At 73.1% G+C, this 17,811-nt stretch carries 21 protein-coding genes; 12 read left to right on the top strand and 9 right to left on the bottom strand.

Annotation, left to right across the window (positions count from 1 at the left end; genetic code table 11):
- Positions 1-28: 28 nt before the first annotated feature.
- Entirely contained in the window at positions 29-1,153 is a 1,125-nt protein-coding gene (locus tag LRS74_RS27555; protein WP_277743519.1) for an XdhC/CoxI family protein, read from the top strand.
- A gap of 9 nt (positions 1,154-1,162) precedes the next feature.
- Here the strand turns inward: LRS74_RS27555 and LRS74_RS27550 are convergent, their stop codons facing one another.
- On the bottom strand, positions 1,163-3,415 hold the full coding sequence (locus tag LRS74_RS27550) for an AfsR/SARP family transcriptional regulator (protein WP_277743518.1): 2,253 nt from the start codon (positions 3,413-3,415) through the stop codon (positions 1,163-1,165).
- Between the two features lie 215 nt (positions 3,416-3,630).
- Between LRS74_RS27550 and LRS74_RS27545 the strand changes: the two genes are divergently transcribed.
- The 5 genes from LRS74_RS27545 (at position 3,631) to LRS74_RS27525 (ending at position 7,404) form a co-directional block, all read left to right on the top strand.
- Positions 3,631-3,798, top strand: coding sequence for a hypothetical protein (locus LRS74_RS27545; protein WP_186319162.1), 168 nt, complete (start codon positions 3,631-3,633; stop codon positions 3,796-3,798).
- Positions 3,799-3,936: 138 nt separating this feature from the next.
- On the top strand, positions 3,937-4,485 hold the full coding sequence (locus tag LRS74_RS27540; RefSeq protein WP_277743517.1) for a MauE/DoxX family redox-associated membrane protein: 549 nt from the start codon (positions 3,937-3,939) through the stop codon (positions 4,483-4,485).
- Positions 4,486-4,502: 17 nt separating this feature from the next.
- On the top strand, positions 4,503-5,045 hold the full coding sequence (locus LRS74_RS27535; protein WP_277743516.1) for a TlpA disulfide reductase family protein: 543 nt from the start codon (positions 4,503-4,505) through the stop codon (positions 5,043-5,045).
- Complete coding sequence (locus LRS74_RS27530) at positions 5,042-6,937, top strand: ABC transporter ATP-binding protein (RefSeq protein ID WP_277743515.1); 1,896 nt, start codon at positions 5,042-5,044, stop codon at positions 6,935-6,937. Before LRS74_RS27535 ends, LRS74_RS27530 begins: the two co-directional genes overlap by 4 nt.
- On the top strand, positions 6,937-7,404 hold the full coding sequence (locus tag LRS74_RS27525) for a S26 family signal peptidase (RefSeq protein ID WP_277743514.1): 468 nt from the start codon (positions 6,937-6,939) through the stop codon (positions 7,402-7,404). The genes LRS74_RS27530 and LRS74_RS27525 overlap by 1 nt, the downstream gene beginning before the upstream one ends.
- 70 nt (positions 7,405-7,474) lie before the next feature.
- On the opposite strand, the gene LRS74_RS27520 is transcribed toward LRS74_RS27525, so the two are convergent.
- Both LRS74_RS27520 and LRS74_RS27515 read right to left on the bottom strand, forming a co-directional pair.
- Positions 7,475-7,714, bottom strand: coding sequence for a DUF397 domain-containing protein (locus tag LRS74_RS27520; protein WP_277743513.1), 240 nt, complete (start codon positions 7,712-7,714; stop codon positions 7,475-7,477).
- Complete coding sequence (locus LRS74_RS27515; protein ID WP_277743512.1) at positions 7,711-8,583, bottom strand: helix-turn-helix transcriptional regulator; 873 nt, start codon at positions 8,581-8,583, stop codon at positions 7,711-7,713. Before LRS74_RS27515 ends, LRS74_RS27520 begins: the two co-directional genes overlap by 4 nt.
- Positions 8,584-9,056: 473 nt before the next feature.
- Here LRS74_RS27515 and LRS74_RS27510 point away from each other — a divergent pair, with 473 nt between their 5' ends.
- Together LRS74_RS27510 and LRS74_RS27505 are read left to right on the top strand one after the other, a co-directional pair.
- Positions 9,057-9,428, top strand: a complete 372-nt coding sequence (locus LRS74_RS27510; protein ID WP_277743511.1) for a hypothetical protein — start codon at positions 9,057-9,059, stop codon at positions 9,426-9,428.
- Positions 9,425-9,691, top strand: a complete 267-nt coding sequence (locus tag LRS74_RS27505; RefSeq protein ID WP_277743510.1) for a hypothetical protein — start codon at positions 9,425-9,427, stop codon at positions 9,689-9,691. The genes LRS74_RS27510 and LRS74_RS27505 overlap by 4 nt, the downstream gene beginning before the upstream one ends.
- A 54-nt stretch (positions 9,692-9,745) precedes the next feature.
- Here LRS74_RS27505 and LRS74_RS27500 read toward each other — a convergent pair whose 3' ends face one another.
- Positions 9,746-10,735, bottom strand: a complete 990-nt coding sequence (locus LRS74_RS27500) for a zinc-binding alcohol dehydrogenase family protein (RefSeq protein WP_277744971.1) — start codon at positions 10,733-10,735, stop codon at positions 9,746-9,748.
- A gap of 610 nt (positions 10,736-11,345) precedes the next feature.
- Entirely contained in the window at positions 11,346-12,086 is a 741-nt protein-coding gene (locus LRS74_RS27495; RefSeq protein WP_277744970.1) for an SDR family oxidoreductase, read from the bottom strand.
- 186 nt (positions 12,087-12,272) lie between these two features.
- Between LRS74_RS27495 and LRS74_RS27490 the strand changes: the two genes are divergently transcribed.
- Complete coding sequence (locus LRS74_RS27490; RefSeq protein ID WP_277743509.1) at positions 12,273-12,698, top strand: VOC family protein; 426 nt, start codon at positions 12,273-12,275, stop codon at positions 12,696-12,698.
- Here the strand turns inward: LRS74_RS27490 and LRS74_RS27485 are convergent.
- The 4 genes from LRS74_RS27485 to LRS74_RS27470 all read right to left on the bottom strand — a co-directional run bounded on the left by LRS74_RS27485 (position 12,686) and on the right by LRS74_RS27470 (position 14,810).
- Complete coding sequence (locus tag LRS74_RS27485) at positions 12,686-13,486, bottom strand: hypothetical protein (RefSeq protein WP_277743508.1); 801 nt, start codon at positions 13,484-13,486, stop codon at positions 12,686-12,688. The genes LRS74_RS27490 and LRS74_RS27485 overlap by 13 nt on opposite strands.
- Before the next feature lie 7 nt (positions 13,487-13,493).
- On the bottom strand, positions 13,494-14,099 hold the full coding sequence (locus LRS74_RS27480; RefSeq protein ID WP_277743507.1) for a sigma-70 family RNA polymerase sigma factor: 606 nt from the start codon (positions 14,097-14,099) through the stop codon (positions 13,494-13,496).
- Positions 14,096-14,356: a hypothetical protein gene (locus LRS74_RS27475; RefSeq protein ID WP_277743506.1), complete on the bottom strand. Its 261-nt coding sequence runs from the start codon at positions 14,354-14,356 to the stop codon at positions 14,096-14,098. The genes LRS74_RS27480 and LRS74_RS27475 overlap by 4 nt, the downstream gene beginning before the upstream one ends.
- 217 nt (positions 14,357-14,573) lie before the next feature.
- Positions 14,574-14,810: a hypothetical protein gene (locus tag LRS74_RS27470; RefSeq protein WP_277743505.1), complete on the bottom strand. Its 237-nt coding sequence runs from the start codon at positions 14,808-14,810 to the stop codon at positions 14,574-14,576.
- A gap of 69 nt (positions 14,811-14,879) precedes the next feature.
- On the opposite strand from LRS74_RS27470, the gene LRS74_RS27465 reads away from it, so the two are divergent.
- Genes LRS74_RS27465 through LRS74_RS27455 form a run of 3 tightly spaced genes read left to right on the top strand, consistent with a single transcriptional unit; the run spans position 14,880 to position 17,781 of the window.
- Positions 14,880-15,686 carry a hypothetical protein gene (locus LRS74_RS27465; protein WP_277743504.1) on the top strand — a complete coding sequence of 269 codons (807 nt, stop codon included), beginning with the start codon at positions 14,880-14,882 and terminating at the stop codon, positions 15,684-15,686.
- Entirely contained in the window at positions 15,683-16,453 is a 771-nt protein-coding gene (gene cseB / locus LRS74_RS27460) for a two-component system response regulator CseB (protein ID WP_277743503.1), read from the top strand. The genes LRS74_RS27465 and cseB overlap by 4 nt, the downstream gene beginning before the upstream one ends.
- Positions 16,454-16,455: 2 nt before the next feature.
- Positions 16,456-17,781, top strand: a complete 1,326-nt coding sequence (locus LRS74_RS27455) for a HAMP domain-containing sensor histidine kinase (RefSeq protein ID WP_277743502.1) — start codon at positions 16,456-16,458, stop codon at positions 17,779-17,781.
- The last annotated feature ends 30 nt before the right edge of the window (positions 17,782-17,811 follow it).

The following is a 17,811-nucleotide window of genomic DNA, read 5'->3' as shown; positions in this document are numbered from 1 at the left end:
CCCGTGGCAGACCCGTGAGGAGGCCGAGATGCTGGAGATCGCCGGCGAGTTGCACCGGTGGCTCGGGCAGGGGCGGGACTTCGCCGTCGCCACCGTGGTGGCGGTCGGTGGCAGCGCGCCCCGCCAGCCGGGCGCGGCGCTCGCCGTCGACGGCGAGGGCTCGGCTGTCGGGTCGGTCTCCGGGGGATGCGTGGAGGGCGCCGTGTACGAGCTGTGCCGGCAGACGCTCAGGGACGGCGCAGGGTGCGTCGAGCGCTTCGGGTGCGGCGACGAGGACGCCTTCGCCCCCGGACTGACCTGCGGCGGGGTCGTGGACATCCTGCTCACCCCGGTCAGCGCGGGCTCTCCCGTCAGGGAGGTTCTCGCGGCCGCTGTCGCCGCCGTCGTGCGCGGGGACGCGGTGGCGGTCGCGCGGATCGCCGAGGGGCCGGCCGAGTCGATGGGCCGCGCGCTGGTCGTCCGCCGGGACGGCGCGTACCAAGGCGGCCTGGGCGGCCCCGCGGAGTGGGATCGCGTCGTGGCGGGCGCGGCCCGCGACCTGTTGGACGCCGGCCGCACCGGCACCGTCGAGATCGGCGCGGACGGGTTCCGCCGCGGGCGGCCGCTGACGGTGTTCGTCGAGTCGAGCCTGCCCGCCCCCCGGATGATCGTCTTCGGTGCCGTCGACTTCGCCTCCGCGCTGGCGCGGGTGGGCAAGTTCCTCGGCTACCACGTGACCGTGTGCGACGCCCGTCCGGTCTTCGCGACACGGCTCCGCTTCCCGGCGGCGGACGAGATCGTCGTCCAGTGGCCGCACACCTACCTCGCGTCGACCGATGTCGACGGCCGCACCGTGCTGTGTGTCCTCACCCATGACGCCAAGTTCGACGTGCCCCTGCTGGAGCTGGCGCTGAGGCTTCCCGTCGCGTACGTGGGCGCGATGGGCTCCCGGCGCACCCACGAGGACCGCGACCGGCGGCTGCGCGAGGTCGGCGTCACCGAGCGGGAACTCGCCCGGCTGCACTCGCCGATCGGCCTCGACCTCGGCGCCCGTACCCCCGAGGAGACCGCCCTGTCGATCGCGGCGGAGATCGTCGCCCACCGGCACGGCGGCAGCGGTGGCTCGCTGACCGGCGCGCGCACCCCGATCCACCACGACGCACCGTTGGTGTGAGGACGGCGTTCACCAGGGGCTCCGACCGGTTCCGGGCCACGGAGGCGGGCTGTGTGCCGGCGTGCGGGGCGTGGCCGCCCTGGCCGGCGCCGGGGGGCAGAGGCTGAGCGAGGCTGCGGCCGGGGAGGAGATCGCCGTCACGGTGTGGCGGGTGTCCCACGTCTGGCCGCGGGAGCGGAGCACGTCCATCGCCCAGGCCAGCTGCCGGGCCACGATGTCCCAGCCCCGTTCCACGGCCGTGTGCTGGGCCGCGAGCAGGCAGCGGCGTTCGGTGTGGAACCAGGCCAGCGCCTCGGACGCGCTGTCCGGCGCGGTCGGTTCACCGCCGGCGGCCGGCCGGGGCACGGTGGCACGGGAGTGCCGCGGATCCAGCAGCCGGGCGCCGGTGGACGCGGTCTGCGCGTAGAAGTCCAGCAGGCGACGCAGGGCGGCCGCGCACTCCCACGCCGGCTGGTCGTCGGCGCGCTCGGCGGCGTAGAGGCGGACGAGATTGTGCAGGGTGTAGCGGCCGGGGTGGTACTGCCGGATCAGATGCACGTCCTCCAGCTCGCGCAGGAACAGCCGGGCCCGCGTGGTGGGCAGCCCGAAGAGCCCGGCCGCCGCGGACAGGCTGATGTCCGGGCCGGGCACCAGCCCCAGCAGGGTGAACAGCCAGGCCGTCTCGGGTTTGAGCGAGCGCAACGAGCCGGCCAGCACGGTCCTGATGCTCGCGCGTGCCTCCCCCGCGTCCAGGGCGTCGAGCCGGGTCGCGTGGTTGCGCAGTTCCCGGGCCAGTCCGGTCAGGGGCCGGGCGGGATGGGCCGCGGCGCGGGCCGCGACGATGCCCAGGGCGAGGGGTGAGCCCCCGCAGTGGCTGAGGAGTTCGCCGGCCGTTCCGGGCTCGGCGTACAGGCGCTCCTGTCCGAGGTGCCGGGCGAGCAGGGCGTGGGCCTCCGCCTCTCCGAGGGGGTCGAGGACCAGGGGGAGCGCGCCGTGCGTGGTGACCAGACCGCCCAGCTGGTGGCGGCTGGTGATCAGCACCATGCAGCTGGATCCGCCCGGCAGCAGCGGCAGGACCTGCTCCGTGTCGCGGGCGCTGTCGAGCAGCACGAGCATCCGTTTGCCGGCGGTGAGGCTGCGGTACAGCGCCGCCTGGGCCTCCAGGCCGGCGGGGACCGCGTCCGGCTCGACGCCCAGCGCGTCGAGGAAGCCGCGCAGGGCGCTCTCCGGCGAGGTCGGTTCGGCGTCGCTGTCGAAGCCCCGGAGGTCGACGTAGAGCTGGCCGTCCGGGAACCGGTCCGTGTGCCGGTGCGCCCAGTGCAGCGCCAGCCAGGTCTTGCCGATGCCGCCGGATCCGGCGATCACCGAGATCACCACGGCGTCGCCGAGTGCGGCCAGGCCCTGGGTCAGCACGGCCGACTCCCCGCACCGACCGGTGAACAGCCGTGGCGTCAGGGGCAGTTGGCGGGGCACGGCGGGGTGGGCGCGGCGCGGCGCCGGGCGGTGCTCGGCCGGGGAGCCGATCCCCGGCTCCGGGACGCCGCTCGCGGTGGTGGCGGTGAGCAGGCGCTGATGGAGCTGTTGGAGTTCGGCCCCGGGCTCGGTGCCGAGCCGGTCGATCAGCTCCCGGCGGCCGTCCTGGAACGCCTGGAGGGCTTCGGGGATCCGGCCGCCGCGGTAGAGCGCGAGCATGAGCAGGCCGAGCAGCTCCTCCCGCAGCGGGTGCTGCCGCACCAGGGCCGTCAGGTCGGAGATCACCGCGGTGTGGCGCTGGAGTCGGATGAGGGCCCGGGCGTGCTGTGCGACGGCGACCAGGTGGCGCTCCGCGAGCCGTTCGGACTCGGCGCGCAGCAGCGGTCCGGTCGCCAGCCCCTCCAGCGGTTCGCCGCGCCAGAGGTCGAGCGCTCGCCGGAGCAGCTCCGCCGCGCGCTCCGGCTCACCCTGGCGCAGGGCCTCTTCCCCGTCGGCCGCTAAACGGTTGAATTGTTGAAAGTCGAGTTCCGCTTGGTCCGTGCGCAACAGATAGCCGTCGGCCCGGGTGACGAGGCGGCCCGCCTCGGCCTCTCCGAAGCTCTTTCGCAAACCCGATACATAAGTACGAAGATTGGTTCTGGGGCTCGCGGGTTCCGTGTCCCATACCGCCTTGGCCAAATAGTGCGGTGTCACTGTCTCATTCGCGCGCAGGATCAAAGCGGCCAGTACAGCGCGCTGCCGCGGCCCGCCCAGGGCGAGCGTGCCGCCGCCCCCACTGACGCGTAGCGGTCCCAGAACGTGGAACTCCATGCGATCCCTCGGCCTCCCCCCGGCCTGCCGGCAGCAAAAGCAACCCGGCTGTTTTTCGCGAAATAATACAGCCGAAATCTCGCCGTGATCATTGTGGGCGGCTTCTGGGCGGCCCTGGGCGGCTTCTGGGCGGGAGACGTCGCAAGCTGAACTCGACTCCGCGGCAAGCACTTCCGCGGGGCCGACCCACCATTCGATCAGTGAGGAGTCAGAGCATGTACAAGAAGCTCCAGGCGGTCGCCGACCGCATGATCAGCTCGCTCGTGCCCAAGGTCGACGCCGCGGCGTGCTCGCCCGGGTGCTACGTCGCGGGCCACTGCCCGGTCTCCCGGTGCAAGAACGGCTGCACCATCTACTCGGACTGCGGGGTCCGCTGTTACTGAGCACCGTCGATCGCGGCGTCAGCTGACGGCCTGTTGACGGTCCGTTGACGGCGGGGAGGGGGGCCGCCGGCGCCCTCCTCTCCGCCGATCCCGGCACCGCCGCGGCGATCACCACCCGGGAGGTGTCTGGTGAGTTACATGGGAATCGGTATCCGGTGCCTGATCGGGACGGTCTTCCTGGTCTCCTCGTTCAGCAAGGTCGCCGGGCGCGGCGCGTTCGCCGCCTTCACGACGTCGATACGCGACATGGGCCTGTTGCCGCGCGCGCTGGTGCGACCCGCGGCCTGGGCGGTGGTGATCGCCGAGTTCGCCGTGTGGGCGCTGCTGGCGGTGCCGGCGCCGGTCCCCGCCGCCGTCGGTTTCGTGATCGCCCTGGGCCTGCTGGTGGCCTTCGCGATCGGCATCACGGCGGTGGTGCGGCGCGGGGTCCGCGCGCCCTGCCGGTGCTTCGGCGTGTCCGCGACTCCCCTGGGTCCCCGGCACGTCGTACGGAACATCCTCCTCGCGGTGGCCTCGGCGCTCGGCGCCGTGGCGGTGTTCTCCACCGGCGCGCTCCAGGTGGCCGGAGTGGCGGTCGCGGTGCCGTGCGGTCTCCTGCTCGGCGGTCTGACCGTCGCGCTGGACGACCTGTTCGTCTTGTTCCAACCGGTTCGTACAGCCCCGGCGGCTGCTCGCGGACTCCGTTGAGTACTGAAGGAGTTGTCATGCCATTTCTGATCGCGGCCGTCATCCTCGTGGGCGTGCTCTGCGTGCTGGACCTCATCCTGACGCTCGGCGTGGTCCGGCGGCTGCGGGAGCACACCGAACTGCTGGCCAACGCCAACAGCGGCCTCCCGGCGGGCATCGCGGTGGGTGAGGAGATCGGCGACTTCACCGCCGCCACCGTGGACGGCGAGACGCTGCGCCGTGCCGACCTGGACGGCGAGACCGTGGTGGCCTTCTTCTCCCCGACCTGCCAGCCGTGCCGGCGGAAGATGCCCAAGTTCGTGGAGTTCGCCAAGGCGATGCCCGGCGGGCGTGACCGGGTGCTGGCCGCCGTGATCGGTGACCCCGACGAGGCCGCGGAGTTCGCCGCCCAGTTGGGCCCGGTGGCGCGCGTGGTCGTGGAGGGCGACGACAGCGGCCTGGTGGAGGCGTTCCGCACCTCGGCGTTCCCGACGCTGCTGCGGGTGTCCCCGGACGAGGCCGGCCGGCTCGTGGTCAAGGCGACCGATGTGAGGCTGGACCGGCCCGCGCTCGTGGCATGAGGACGGGGGACGACCGGCCGGACGCCGTGGAGGGCCGGGAGCCCGCGGGGCCGGGCATGGCCCGACGGCTGGGCGTCGTCTGGGCGCTCGCCGCGCGGGCCGCCCCCGGCACTCTCGCGCTGTACGGCACGCTCACCCTCGCCACCGGTGCCCTGCCGGTGGCGACGGCCTGGCTCACCAAGCTGGTGCTGGACGGGCTGGTGGGCCACGCCTCGGCCGGGGAACTGATGTGGCTCGCCCTCGGCCTGGCCGCCGCCGGCACCGTCAGCAGGGTGGCGCCCCAGCTCGCCCAGTACCTACGGGCCCAGTTGGAGCGCGCGGTCGCCCTGCGGGCCCAGGACCGGCTGTTCGCGGTGGTGGAGACCTTCGCGGGACTGCGCCGGTTCGAGAACCCCAGCTTCCTCGACCGGCTCCGCTTCGCGCAGGAAGCCGGCCGGAGCGCCATCCCCCAGGCCGTCGACGGCGCGCTCGGCGTCGTCGGCTCCTCGATCACCATCATCGGCTTCGTCGGGTCCCTGTACCTGCTCAGCCCGGTGATGACGGCCGTCGTCCTGCTCTCGGGCGTGCTGGCGGTGCTCGTGGAGGTCGCGCTGTCGCGGCGGAAGGCCCGGCTGCTGTGGCAGGTCCAGGGCGCCGAGCGGCGGGAGTTCTTCTACAGCGACCTGCTGGCCGATGTGCGCGCGGCCAAGGAGGTCCGGCTGTTCGGCATCGGGGCGTTCCTCCGCGGCAGGATGCTGACCGAGCGGCGCAGGACCAACGCCGTGAAGCGGGCCATCGACCGCCGGGAGCTCTGCGCCCACCTGGCCCTCGGCGCGCTGGCGGCGGCCGTCTCCGGCGGCGGGCTGCTGTGGGCGGTCTCGGCGGCCCGCGCGGGCACGCTCTCCGTCGGCGACGTCACCGTGTTCGTCGCCGCCGCGGTGGGGGTGCAGGCCGCGCTCGCCATGCTGGCCGAGGACGTCGCCGGCGCCCACCAGGCGCTGGAGATGTTCGGCCACTTCGCGGCCGTCACCACGGCGGGACCGGACCTGCCGACTCCGTCCGCGCCGCGCCCGCTCCCTCCGCTGCGCCGCGGGATCGAACTGCGAAACGTCTGGTTCCGGTACTCCGAGGACCACCCGTGGGTGCTGCGCGGGGTCGACCTGCGTATCCCGCACGGGTCGTCGGTCGCCCTGGTCGGCCTGAACGGCGCCGGGAAGTCCACGCTGGTGAAACTGGTCTGTCGGTTCTACGACCCCACCGAGGGCCAGATCCTCTGGGACGGCGTGGACATCCGCGAGGTCGACCCGGTGGATCTGCGGCGGCGGATCGGCGCCGTGTTCCAGGACTACATGCACTACGACATGACGGCCGCGGAGTGCGTCGGCCTCGGCGACCTGGAGACCATGGACGACCGGCCCCGCATCGAGGCCGCGGCGCGGAAGGCCGGCATCCACCGGAAGCTGTCCGACCTGCCGCGCGGCTACGACACCATGCTGTCCCGCGTGTTCTTCATGGAGTCCGAGAAGGACGATCCGGACACGGGGGTGGTGCTCTCCGGCGGACAGTTGCAACGCCTCGCCCTGGCCCGCGCCTTCCTCCGCGACCGGCGCGACCTGATGATCCTCGACGAGCCGGCCGCCGGGCTGGACGCCGAGGCCGAGCACGAGATCCACACCTCGCTGCGGCGCCATCGGGAGGGCCGGACCAGTCTGCTCATCTCGCACCGGCTGGGGGCCGTGCGGGACGCCGACCTCATCGTGGTGCTCGGCGAGGGCCGCGTGGCGGAGCGGGGAACCCACGCCGCGCTGATGGCCGCGGACGAGGGCTACGCCCGGCTGTTCCGGCTGCAGGCGTCCGGCTACCAGACGCCGTCGGCGGAACGGGACGAGCCGATCTTCACAGGAGGAAGCTGATGACCACCCGGATCGGCTGGTGGGCCGCCGCGCTGGTACCCGCCGTCGGCCTCGCGACCGCCGCGGCACTGGGCCGCCGTCTGGTCGTGGTCACCGTGTGCGGGGCGAGCATGGAGCCGACGTACCGCAGCGGCGAGAGGGTGCTGGCGCGGCGCGGCCGCACCCCGGCGGTGGGGGACGTCGTCGTGGTCGAGACGGCGGCCTCCGAGACCCCGCTGGCGCCCGGTGCGGGGGCCGGCGCGATGACCGCGCGGAACTGGATCATCAAGCGGGTCGCGGCCGTACCGGGCGACCCGGTCCCCCGCGACCGCTTCCCCGCCCTGGCCGACGTGCCGGAGGACCGGGTTCCCGCGGGCCGGCTGGTCCTCCTCGGCGACAACCCCGAGCGCAGCCAGGACTCCCGCCGGCTGGGGTACTTCCCGGTGGAGCGCCTCCTGGGGTCGGTGGTGCGGCGCCTGCCGGGCTGAACCGGACCCCCACTCGCGACGGCCCCCGGTCACGGGGGCCGCTCGCATTGGTGGCCGGGTGCCGGGTCGGTCAGACGGCGGGGAACTCACCGCGCTTGATGGCGGCCACGAACGACGACCAGCCGCGCGCCGAGAAGACCAGCGCCGGACCGCTGGGGTCCTTGCTGTCACGGACGGCCATCCCGCCATCGGCAGACATCGACGGGGTGGCGACTTCCACGCAGTTCTGTCCGTTGCTGCTGTAGGAGGACTTGAACCAGTCGGCATCGGTGAGGTCTTGGGCCGCCGGAGTGTGAGCCTTGGTGGTCATGCTGTGATCTCTCGGGATAGTTGGTGCAGGAACTTAGGGGTGTCCTCGGGAGGCAGCGCCGACCTCGACAGCGCCTCGAAGTGACGTGAGAACCGTCCGACCTCTCGACGCTTGTCAGAGATGGACGTCGCACCGAACGCGGTGTCCACTTGGACTGTCGTCGGCATGGTGTCCCCGAGGATCATGATGTTGAAGTTGTGTTCGAACAGGTACCCGCGCATCGTCTGGGGGAGCACCTGCACGGTTACGTTGTCGAGCGACGCCAGCTCGGCGATCTCGTCGTACTGCTCACACATCAGGTCGGCATCGCCGACGATGTGCCGCAGGGCTGATTCGTAGAGGACGGCCCACAGCCTTAGCGGGTCCTCGTCTCGGGACAGGACCTCCTTTCGCTTCATCCTCACCCGCACGCTCTGATCAACGAATTCACTCGTCGTCTCGTCGATGGGCTTTGCGCTCTCGTGCCTCGTGCGGGCGTACGCCTCGGTCTGCAACAGCCCCAGGATGAGGGTCGGGTGGTAGGCCCGGATCTCCTGAGCCGCCGCCTCGATCCCGACGAACCGTGGCATTCCTGGCGTCAGCCCTGTGGCGGCAGGCGTCCACCACTCTCGGCTGGACGCTTCCCTCTGGGTCTCCACCAGCCTTTCGACTTCCTCGTCATCGGTGACGCCGTATCGGGCCAGAAGCCTGCGCAAGTCACCCGCGCTACGAAGATCCTGAAGTCCGGTCTCGACCCGCTGGAGCTTCGTGTCACTGAACGAGAGTCCTTGCACGGCCTCCGCGAGGCTGAGCCCCGCCCGCTTTCGCAGCTCGCGCAGATCATGGCCGAGTGCGATACGTCGTGCTGTTGGCCTGTGCGGTGCCGCCATCTGTCTGCCTTCCCGGCCCAACTGCCCTTTATTCACAGCGAGATGCGCAGCATGACACGCCAACCGTTCGCCGCACCAGTCGATGCGCCGGTACTGGCATGTGCCATTTTCCGTGCAGTGGGTGATTCATTGCAGACTCTATTGTTCGCGCGATGGGTGGCGCGGCACAGTGATTGAGCTCGGAAACCCGGTCAGCAGACGGTCGATGGAGCTTGATCAGGCCGTGCCGTTCAACCTTGCACGGATCAAATGGACAGCTCGTCGTGCTCTGACCACACAGATCACCGGCCACGTAGAGACCCCCGCGACCGAGCGTGCGGCTGGTCCGGGGGCGTGGCCATCAACCACGTGGAGGCTGACGACATGCACGACCCTATCCGAACGATCTTCGAACCGCTGCTGCGGTTACTGCTGCCCGGAGGCGGTCGGATCGACGTCGGTCCGCGTCTGATCCATGGGATGGAGGTGGCCCGGTGAGTGAGCAGACACCCCCGGCGTCGGGTCCGGGGAACAACGTCAAGGATGAGCCGAGCCTGGCGGAGTTGGGGCGGCGCGGTGATGACCTGGCCGCGCAGATCCGTGCGCATCTGGGAGCGCGGGGGCCGGTGCGGCGCTCTGTCTACCGGTTCCGGGACTACACCATCCAGCCGGACCGGCGGCCGGAGGCGGAGGCGTACTCGTTCACGATGCAGTGCGCGGAGTGCGGAGAGTTCAGCGAACCGTTCTCCGGCGGTGCGGACGGTACGGCGTGGGCGGTGACGCATCTGAAGTCCAACACGAGCCACCTCGCCTACCGGGAGATCATCACCCGCCCCTACCGGTTCGAGCCGGGGGCGTGGCAATGACTCCCTCGCGCGCCATCACACCGTGGCTGATCAGCCCCGTACCCGAACGGCGCTTCAGCTGGACGGACGATGGGGAACTCGCGCTCTCGCTTCAGATCAGCAAGAGCGGCGAGCCCATCGCCGTTGCCTCGCTGCGGTTGACCGTCACGGAAGCCGAGCACCTGCACGCCGGCCTGTGTCACGCTCTGGCCGGGCAGCGACCGCCGTGGGACGCGCCCGACTGCCGTCAACCGAGCCAAGGACCGGTGGTCCGCTGGCCGTAAGCCCTGATAGACAGCCGCCCGCCTCTCGCTCCTCTGAGAAGCGGGCGGCGCGGCTCATCCCGTCAGCTCCAGGACGGCGACGCCCTGGACGTGGTCGGCCGCGAGATCGGCGAGGGCCGCGTCGGCACGGTCGAAGGGGTACGGGACGACCGAGACCCGCAGCGGATGCGCCGCGACGGCGGCGAGGAAGTCCCGTCCGTCGACGCGCGTGTTGGCGGTGACGCTGCGCAGGGTGCGTTCCCGGAACAGGTGCCGGTCGTAGTGGAGCGGCGGGATGTCGGAGAGGTGGATGCCGGCGACGCTCAGGGTGCCGCCGGCGTCGAGGGCCGCCAGGGCCGGGGGGACGAGTTCGCCGGCGGGGGCGAACAGGATCGCGGCGTCGAGGGGCTCCGGAGGCGGGTCGGCCGCGCCGCCGACGGAGGCCGCGCCCAACTCCAGGGCGAGGGTACGGGCGGCCGCCGAGCGGGTCAGGACGTGGACGGTCGCGCCCTGGGCGATGGCCAGTTGCGCGGTGAGGTGGGCGGAGGCGCCGAAGCCGTAGATGCCGAGGCGGCCGCCGGGCGGCAGCTCGGCGCGGCGCAGCGCGCGGTAGCCGATGATGCCGGCGCACAGCAGCGGGGCGAGCTCCGCGTCGGGGGACGCCGCGGGCAGCGGGTAGGCGTAGTCGGCGGGCACGGTGACGTACTCGGCGTAGCCGCCGTCCGCGTCCCAGCCGGTGTACGTCGAGGACGGGCAGAGGTTCTCCTGGCCGCGGGCGCAGGAGCGGCAGGTGCCGCAGGTCCGGCGCAGCCAGGGGATGCCCACCCGGCTGCCGAGTGGTGGGCCGGCGGCGGCCTCGCCCGTCGCGACCACCTCGCCCACGGCCTCGTGGCCGGGGACGACCGGGCTGCGGTGCGGGGGCAGATCGCCGTCACGGACGTGCAGGTCGGTGCGGCAGACGCCGCAGGCGCGGACCCGTACCAGCAGCTCGTCCGTGGCGGGCTCCGGAACGGGTAGTTCCACGGGGTCCAGCCGGCCGGGGGCCCGCACCTGCCAGGCCCTCATCGTCGTGGGGATCAACGCGCGCCCCTTCCCTCGGCGGGGTGTGTGGGTCGACGTGGCCAACGTAACCGCGTGGCGGGTCCCGCGTCGGGAGCGGGCATCCCGTGTCGTCGGCGGCGCGGCGGCGGACGGCGGCGGGCCGGGCGCGGACCGGGCGAGCGGCATGGGCTCCGCGAGAGGCACGGGCTCAGGCGGGCTCTGCGAGCGGCAGGGGCTCAGGCGGGCTCCGCGAACGGCACGGGCTCAAGCGAAGTCCGCGAGCACCTCGGCTCACGCGGGCTCTACGAACGGCACAGGCTCAGGCGGGCACCACGAGCAGCACGGGCTCAGGCGGGCACCGCCTGCGGCACGGGCTCACCAAGCGCGCGGGCTCCACGAGCGGCACGCGGCTCACGCGGGCTCCGCGTGCGGGCGCGTCGCACGCGTCGCACGATGGAGGGGCGGGCCCGCCCGGCGGCGGGGCCCGTGTCGGATCGACGGCCGGACGACCTCCGCGCGGGGCGGTGTCACGGCCCGTTCGACGGCCGGACGACCTCCGCGCACGGTGGTGTCACGGCCCGTTGACGCGGGCCGTGACACCGAGGCGCGACGCACCAGCGCGCGGGACGGGTCGTCAGACGGTGAAGCCGCCGTCGACGGCGATCGCCGCGCCGGTGATGTACGCCCCGCCGTCGCCCGCCAGGTGGACGACGGTCGCGGCGATCTCGTCCGGTGCGGCGTAGCGGCCGAGGGCGGTGAAGCCGCTGATGGTGGCGGCGTTCGGGCCGTGTGCCGGGTTGGCGTCGGTGTCGGTCGCGCCCGGGTGGACCACGTTGGCGTTGATCCCGCGCGGGCCCAGTTCGCGGGCGAGGCCCTTGGTCATGCCGATGAGGGCGGTCTTGGTGAGCGCGTACAGCGTGAGGCCGGGGAACACCGTCCTCTCGGCGACGTTGCTGCCGATGCTGATGATCCGTCCTCCGTCGGTCATGTGGCGCGCGGCCGCGCGGGAGGCCAGGTACGGCGCGCGGACGTTCACCGCGACCGCGCGGTCGAACTCCTCCGCGCCGAGCTCCTCCACCGGCCCGACGGGGAAGACACCGGCGTTGTTGACCAGGATGTCGATCCGGCCGAGGGTGGCGACGGTCTCGTCCACCGCGGCGGTGACCGCCGCGACATCGCCACTGTCGGCCTGGATCGCCAGGCCCCGACGGCCGACGGCCTTGACCGCGTCGACCACGTCGGCGGCGGAGTCGGCGCCCCGCTGGTACGTCAGCGCCACATCGGCGCCCGCGGCGGCCAGCCGGCGCGCCACGGCCGCGCCGATGCCCCGGCTGCCGCCGGTGACCAGGGCGACCTTGCCGTGCAGGGCGGGCACTCCGCCCGTCTGGGCGCCGCCCTCGAAGGTGCTCGGCGTGGTGGTGTCAGGGGTGTGTGCGATCTCGTTCATGGGACCAGCCTGTCCCGACGCGGACGAGGAGTCTGGCGGGAATCGGTCCTTGTGTTCGATCATGGTCGGGATCGGGATTCGTCCTCGTTTCCGCACGTCAGGAGAGAAGTCACCATGCGCGTCATAGCCTTTGACCACCTCGTGCTCAATGTCGCCGACATCGAGCGCTCGCTCGCCTTCTACACCGGACCGCTCGGCCTGGAGCCGGTACGGGTGGAGGAGTGGCGGGCGGGCGAGGTCCCCTTCCCGTCGGTGCGGGTGAGCCCGTCGACGATCATCGACCTGATCACCCCGGGGACGGACGCCCCGCGGGGCTCCAACGTCGATCACATCTGTCTCGCCGTGGAGCCCCTGGACTGGCAGGAGGTCGTCGCCTCCGGGGTGTTCACCGTCGTGGACGGCCCCGGCAAGCGCTTCGGCGCGCGCGGCACCGCCGAGTCCCTGTACGTCACCGACCCGGACGGGAACACCGTCGAGCTGCGCTGGTACCCGGAGGACGCCGCGGCGGCCGGCGCCGCCGGGGACGCTCAGGACGACTGATCGGCGAGCTCCTCCAGCCGGTGCGCCAGCCGGGGGTCGGGCTGCGGGATGGCCCCGTAGTCCGCGTCGGTGTCGATGTCCAGCCGCTCCACCGCCTCTCTCAGCGACGCCTCGCTGGGACCGCCCGGCGGTGGCCCCGAGATGTCGTAGCGGATGCCGATGCCCGCGGCCCGGTCGGAGTCCGGGGCCGGGCCCGGGCCGGGGTGTCGTTCCGGCCCCGGCTCCGGCGACCGCACCGGCCGGGGCTCCGCGTCCAGCTCGGCGACCTGGCAGGCCCAGTGCTCGGCGTCGCGCAGTTCGCCGCGCCGCATGTGCAGCAGGTACAGGCAGTACGCGGAGGTCGAGGAGCCCGCGCCGGCGGCGAACTGCCACCAGAACTGGGCCGCGTCCTCGTAGTCGGCCAGGTAGAGCACGCAGGCGAAGACGAGCGCGCCCTCCGGGTCGATCCGCCGGGAGTTGTCCAGTCGGGCCATGTGTCGGGAGGCGTCCGCGTCCCGGATGACGAGGGTGGACAGCACCCGCAGATCGCGGGCGGCCTGGTCGTGCAGCGACGGCGGCCACACCGACGCCGGCTGTACCGGGCCGGCCGCCGGGCAGTCCGGGACGGTGCCGGCGCAGGCGGTCGCCGCCGGGGGCGGGTCGCCCATGCCGCCGGTGTCCCGCCACGCGGTGCGGCCCAGGTCGTGCTCGATGCGGCGGCGGGCGCCCTCGACGTCGAAGTCGTCGTACTCGTCCTCGAGGGCCCGGGCCGACGCCAGGGCTTCCGCGAGGCTTCTGCTGGAAGGCATCGGGCCCTCACTCCTCATCGTCGTCGGCGCCGAGGTCGGCGGCCAGTTCCGCGGTCAGGCCCAGCTCGCCGGCCAACTTGCGCTTGGCGAAGCGCAGCTGCGAGCGGACGGTGGCCGGGGTGACGCCCATGATGTGCGCCGCGCGGTCCGTCGGATAGTCGAGGACGAACCGCAGCACCATGGCGTCGAACTGGCGCTCCGGCAGTCTGCTGATGGCCGCGTAGAGCCCCAGTGCGCTCTCCAGCTCGGCGAACTGGTCGCGCACGGACTCCAGGGCGGCACGCGTCGCGCGGGAGAACGCGGCGCTCTCCACTATCGCCACGTCGCGCCCCTGGCGCAGCAGTTCCTTGGCCACGCGCTCCTTCAGCAGGGCCCAGGCGTACGCCTCGTGGTTGGCGTCCGCCATCATCTGCGGCCAGATGACGGCGAGCTGCATGAAGGTGGCGTGGACCAGCTCGCCCGCCATCCGGCGGTCGCCGAGCTGGAGGTGGGCGTACTCCAGGTACGGGCGGTGGTACAGCTGGTGGAAGGCCCAGAAGGCCGCGGGCAGGGTCACGGGCAGTTCGCGCACCGTTCGCGTCGGCGGGTCCTGCGGGGTTCGGTCCACGCTCATCGGGCCCCCTCGTTCTCCGGCGCACACAGCGTCGACGGGCCGGTGGCGACCGCCTGCGCGCCCGGCGGCCGGTCGACCGACCGTTGGCCGGCCGGCTGTCGACGGGCCGGCTCCTGGTGGCGCTCGACCAGGGACGCGGCTCCGATCCGCACGCCCGCGCCGAGCACGCGGCCCAGCAGTATCCGGGCGTCCGCGGCGAACACGCGCGACGCGGTGATCAGCGACACGGCCAACGCGCTGGTGGCGACATCAATCACGGTGGATGGTCCTTCGCATCCGCGGGACGGCGCGCGTGTTGCCAATTCACGCGTGCCGGAGAGCGTCCTCGCTCTCAGGACCAGCAAACCGGTCCGGGGTGGGCAAACGTGCAAGCCTCATCCGTAAAATCTTTACGCAAAGCAACCATTAGGTTACTCATACGTACGATGAACGACGCCGCGCGACCCGGCGAGCGGGAGCCGGCGCCGCGAGGAACTACGCCTCACCGGGGTGCCAGCGTGGCCACTCCCACGGATGGTCGGCCCAGTGCACCTTCCGGTCATCGTGCGGATCCAACCCGGGGAACTGCTGCCTGAGCCGGGGCTCGAACTCCTCCGGACCCAGCGGCTCGGTGTGCTCCGCCCTCCCCAGGAAGTGCACGACCCGGTAGCGGGAGTCGGCGCTGAGCTCGGCAACCTCCACCAGGTACGGCGACTGTTGCTGCGTGGTCATGGCTCCAGTATGGGACGGGCCGGAAGCGCCCGCGAGCCGCTGATGGCACACCAGTACGCTGGTGGCCCTATGCGCCTCCTCCGTCCCATCCGGCACCGCCGGCACCGGATCGCCCGCCCCGCGCTCGCCGCCTGCGGTGCCGCCGTGGCCGCGGCCGTCGGGCTGGCGGGCTGCGTCGCGCAGACCGAAACCCGGGACGAGGGGCGGGCCCCCCGCCTCACGCCGCCGACCAGCGCCTCTCCGCTGTGGCCGGAGTACACCCCGCCCGCGGCCCCGACCGCGCCGCCGCTCCGGCCCAACATGCCGGTCAAGGGCGTCTCCGTGCCCGCGGGCGGGCTGCGGAAGATGTCCGCGACGGAGCTGCTGCTCCACGACCCCAACATGCCGGAGCTGGTGCATCAGGCGATCAAGCCCTGCCCCGGGAAGCTGTGCCCGCTGCGGAAGCCCGTCTACCGCGACCTGACCGGCGACGGCAGGGAGGAGCTGGTGGTCGCGGCCGACGGCCCCACCGTCCAGCTGGACCTGCTGGTGGTCTACCGGGCCTCGGGCCGGACGATCCGGCCGGTGCTGATCTACTTCAGCTTCGGCCGGGAGGGGCTCAACGGCGAGACGTACGGCCGGGACCTGGTCATCCGGGCGACCGGCGCGGAGGGCATGGTCACCACCCGCTACCGGTGGAACGGAGAGGTCATGGCCCCCGTGACGCCGCAGGACGCGACCTGGGAGCCGGGCCGGACGCCGGCCGCGTCCTTGAGCGGAGCGCCGCCGACGGACACGAACCCCACGGCGGACCGGGGGTCGGGCGAGGGGTCGGGCCCCGGCACGAGCCCGGTCCCGGGGACGGACACGAGGACGGATACGAGGACCACTCCATGACCACCGCGCACACCCCGCCGGGCACCACGACCGGCTCCGCGACCGAGGCGCGGCTGCTCCTCGTCGAGGACGACGAGGTGATCCGCAACACGGTCCGCATGGCGCTGGAGCGGTACGGCTTCACCGTCTACACCGCGGCCGACGGCCTCACCGGACTGGAGGTCTTCCGCGAGCAGCGGCCCGATCTGCTGCTGCTCGACGTGATGCTCCCCGAACTGGACGGCATCGGGCTGTGCCGCCGGGTGCGCGAGCTGAGTCTCGCCCCGATCCTAATGCTGTCGGCGCGCGGCGACTCGCTCGACGTCATCGCCGGCCTGGAGGCCGGCGCGGACGACTACGTGGTCAAGCCGTGTGAGAGCGCGGTGATCGTGGCCCGGATCCGCTCCCTGCTGCGCCGCGCCTCCTTCGCCCCCGTCGGGCCCGACACGGGCGGCGGGCCGGCCACGGCACCGGGCGCCGAGGCGGCCCAGGACATCGAGCCGGAGCTGCTGTGTTTCGGCGATCTGACCATCGACCCGCGCGGCATGGAGGTGCGGCGGGCCGGGGAGCCGCTCGCGCTCACCCCGACCGAGCTGCGCATGCTGCTCGAGTTCGCCGCCTCGCCCGGCGTGGTGCTGGAGCGCCGCACCCTGCTCAGCCGGGTGTGGGACCACGCCTGGCAGGGCGACACCCGGGTGGTCGACCTCCATGTGCAGCGGCTGCGGGCCAAGATAGGCGCCGAACGGATCGAGACGGTCCGCGGCTTCGGCTACAAGCTGCGGCGCTGACCATGGCACTGCGCTCCCTGAAGTGGCGCATCACCGCCCTGGTGGCCGCCGCGACCTGCGCCGTCGCGGCCGCCGTCGGAGTGCTGGTGCACTACGCCTCGCGCGACCGCGAGCTGTCGCAGGCGCGGGACGCCGCCCGCACCACGCTCGACCGGGCCGCCGTCATCTACGCCCACACCGGCGAGGTACGCGGCTCCGGCGCCGCCCTCGACGCCCCGGACCTGCCCGCCGAGTTGCAGCGGCTGACCCGCCGGGGGCACCAGGGCACCGCGTTCACCACCGGCCCGGACGGGCCGGCGATGTGGGCCGCGCGGCCCGCCGGGCGTCAGGTGCTGTCGGTGCGGGTCGATATGAACACGACCATCCGCGACCTCGGCGCGCTGGACACCAACATCCTGCTGGCCGGGCTGTTCACCACCGCGGTGGTGCTGCCGCTGGGCATGCTCACCGCGGGGCGGATGAGCCGCCGGCTGAGGACCGCCGCCGGCACCGCGCGCCGGATCGCCGCCGGCGACCTGGACGCCCGGATCTCCGCCGCCGACCGCCCGCAGGACGAGATCGCGGAGATCTCCCGCGCGGTGGACTCGATGGCGGCCGCGCTCCAGGAGCGGCTGCGCAGCGAGCAGCGCTTCACCGCCGATGTGGCCCATGAGCTGCGGACGCCGCTGATGGGCCTGGTCACCGCCGCGGAGCTGCTGCCGCCGGACGACGAGGCCGCCGGATACGTACGGGACCGGGTCCGGGTGCTGCGCTCCCTGGTCGAGGACCTGTTGGAGATCTCCCGGTTGGACGCCGGGGCCGAGCACGCCGACCTGTCCCGGTGCGCGATCGGGCCGCTGGTGGAGGAGGCGGTGTCCCGTACGGCGCTGCCGGTGCGGCTGGACGGCGGGGCGGAGACGGACGCGACGGTGTGGACCGACCCGCGCCGGCTGGAGCGCATCGTCGCCAACCTGGTCGTCAACGCGCATCGGCACGGCCGGGGCCCGGTCGAGGTGACGGTGGAGCCGGACGGCCGCACCGTGACCGTGCGCGACCACGGCCCCGGCTATCCGGAGGACCTGCTCAGGGACGGCCCGCAGCGGTTCCGCACCGGCGCCCGCGAGCGCGGCAAGGGCCATGGGCTGGGGCTGACCATCGCCCTCGGTCAGGCCGAGGTGATCGGTGCGGCGCTGGCCTTCGGCAACGCCCCGGACGGCGGCGCGGTCGCCACCGTCCGACTGCCCGACTGCCCGGGACCGACCGTCGAGGAGGACGCCGACGGGCGGCCGGAGGACGCGCCGGAGCCCGGATCGGGGCCGGGCCCGAAGCGGGCGTCGATACACGGCTGATACATCCCCGAGGGGAAGTCGAGTCGTCAC

It is taken from the genome of Streptomyces sp. LX-29 (genome assembly GCF_029541745.1).
Taxonomy (GTDB): domain Bacteria; phylum Actinomycetota; class Actinomycetes; order Streptomycetales; family Streptomycetaceae; genus Streptomyces.
Note: the sequence above shows the minus strand (reverse complement) of the source record. Positions and strands in the feature narration are given on the sequence as shown.

Excerpts from the sequence above, each read along its gene's own strand:
- LRS74_RS27540 (WP_277743517.1), top strand. The coding sequence starts at position 3,937 with ATGGGAATCGGTATCCGGTGCCTGATCGGGACGGTCTTCCTGGTCTCC.
- LRS74_RS27530 (WP_277743515.1), top strand. The coding sequence starts at position 5,042 with ATGAGGACGGGGGACGACCGGCCGGACGCCGTGGAGGGCCGGGAGCCC.
- LRS74_RS27535 (WP_277743516.1), top strand. The coding sequence starts at position 4,503 with ATGCCATTTCTGATCGCGGCCGTCATCCTCGTGGGCGTGCTCTGCGTG.
- LRS74_RS27515 (WP_277743512.1), bottom strand. The coding sequence starts at position 8,583 with ATGGCGGCACCGCACAGGCCAACAGCACGACGTATCGCACTCGGCCAT.
- LRS74_RS27500 (WP_277744971.1), bottom strand. The coding sequence starts at position 10,735 with ATGAGGGCCTGGCAGGTGCGGGCCCCCGGCCGGCTGGACCCCGTGGAA.
- LRS74_RS27520 (WP_277743513.1), bottom strand. The coding sequence starts at position 7,714 with ATGACCACCAAGGCTCACACTCCGGCGGCCCAAGACCTCACCGATGCC.
- LRS74_RS27480 (WP_277743507.1), bottom strand. The coding sequence starts at position 14,099 with ATGAGCGTGGACCGAACCCCGCAGGACCCGCCGACGCGAACGGTGCGC.
- LRS74_RS27525 (WP_277743514.1), top strand. The coding sequence starts at position 6,937 with ATGACCACCCGGATCGGCTGGTGGGCCGCCGCGCTGGTACCCGCCGTC.
- LRS74_RS27470 (WP_277743505.1), bottom strand. The coding sequence starts at position 14,810 with ATGACCACGCAGCAACAGTCGCCGTACCTGGTGGAGGTTGCCGAGCTC.
- LRS74_RS27485 (WP_277743508.1), bottom strand. The coding sequence starts at position 13,486 with ATGCCTTCCAGCAGAAGCCTCGCGGAAGCCCTGGCGTCGGCCCGGGCC.
- LRS74_RS27505 (WP_277743510.1), top strand. The coding sequence starts at position 9,425 with ATGACTCCCTCGCGCGCCATCACACCGTGGCTGATCAGCCCCGTACCC.
- LRS74_RS27455 (WP_277743502.1), top strand. The coding sequence starts at position 16,456 with ATGGCACTGCGCTCCCTGAAGTGGCGCATCACCGCCCTGGTGGCCGCC.
- LRS74_RS27490 (WP_277743509.1), top strand. The coding sequence starts at position 12,273 with ATGCGCGTCATAGCCTTTGACCACCTCGTGCTCAATGTCGCCGACATC.
- LRS74_RS27545 (WP_186319162.1), top strand. The coding sequence starts at position 3,631 with ATGTACAAGAAGCTCCAGGCGGTCGCCGACCGCATGATCAGCTCGCTC.
- LRS74_RS27550 (WP_277743518.1), bottom strand. The coding sequence starts at position 3,415 with ATGGAGTTCCACGTTCTGGGACCGCTACGCGTCAGTGGGGGCGGCGGC.
- LRS74_RS27555 (WP_277743519.1), top strand. The coding sequence starts at position 29 with ATGCTGGAGATCGCCGGCGAGTTGCACCGGTGGCTCGGGCAGGGGCGG.
- LRS74_RS27465 (WP_277743504.1), top strand. The coding sequence starts at position 14,880 with ATGCGCCTCCTCCGTCCCATCCGGCACCGCCGGCACCGGATCGCCCGC.
- cseB (WP_277743503.1), top strand. The coding sequence starts at position 15,683 with ATGACCACCGCGCACACCCCGCCGGGCACCACGACCGGCTCCGCGACC.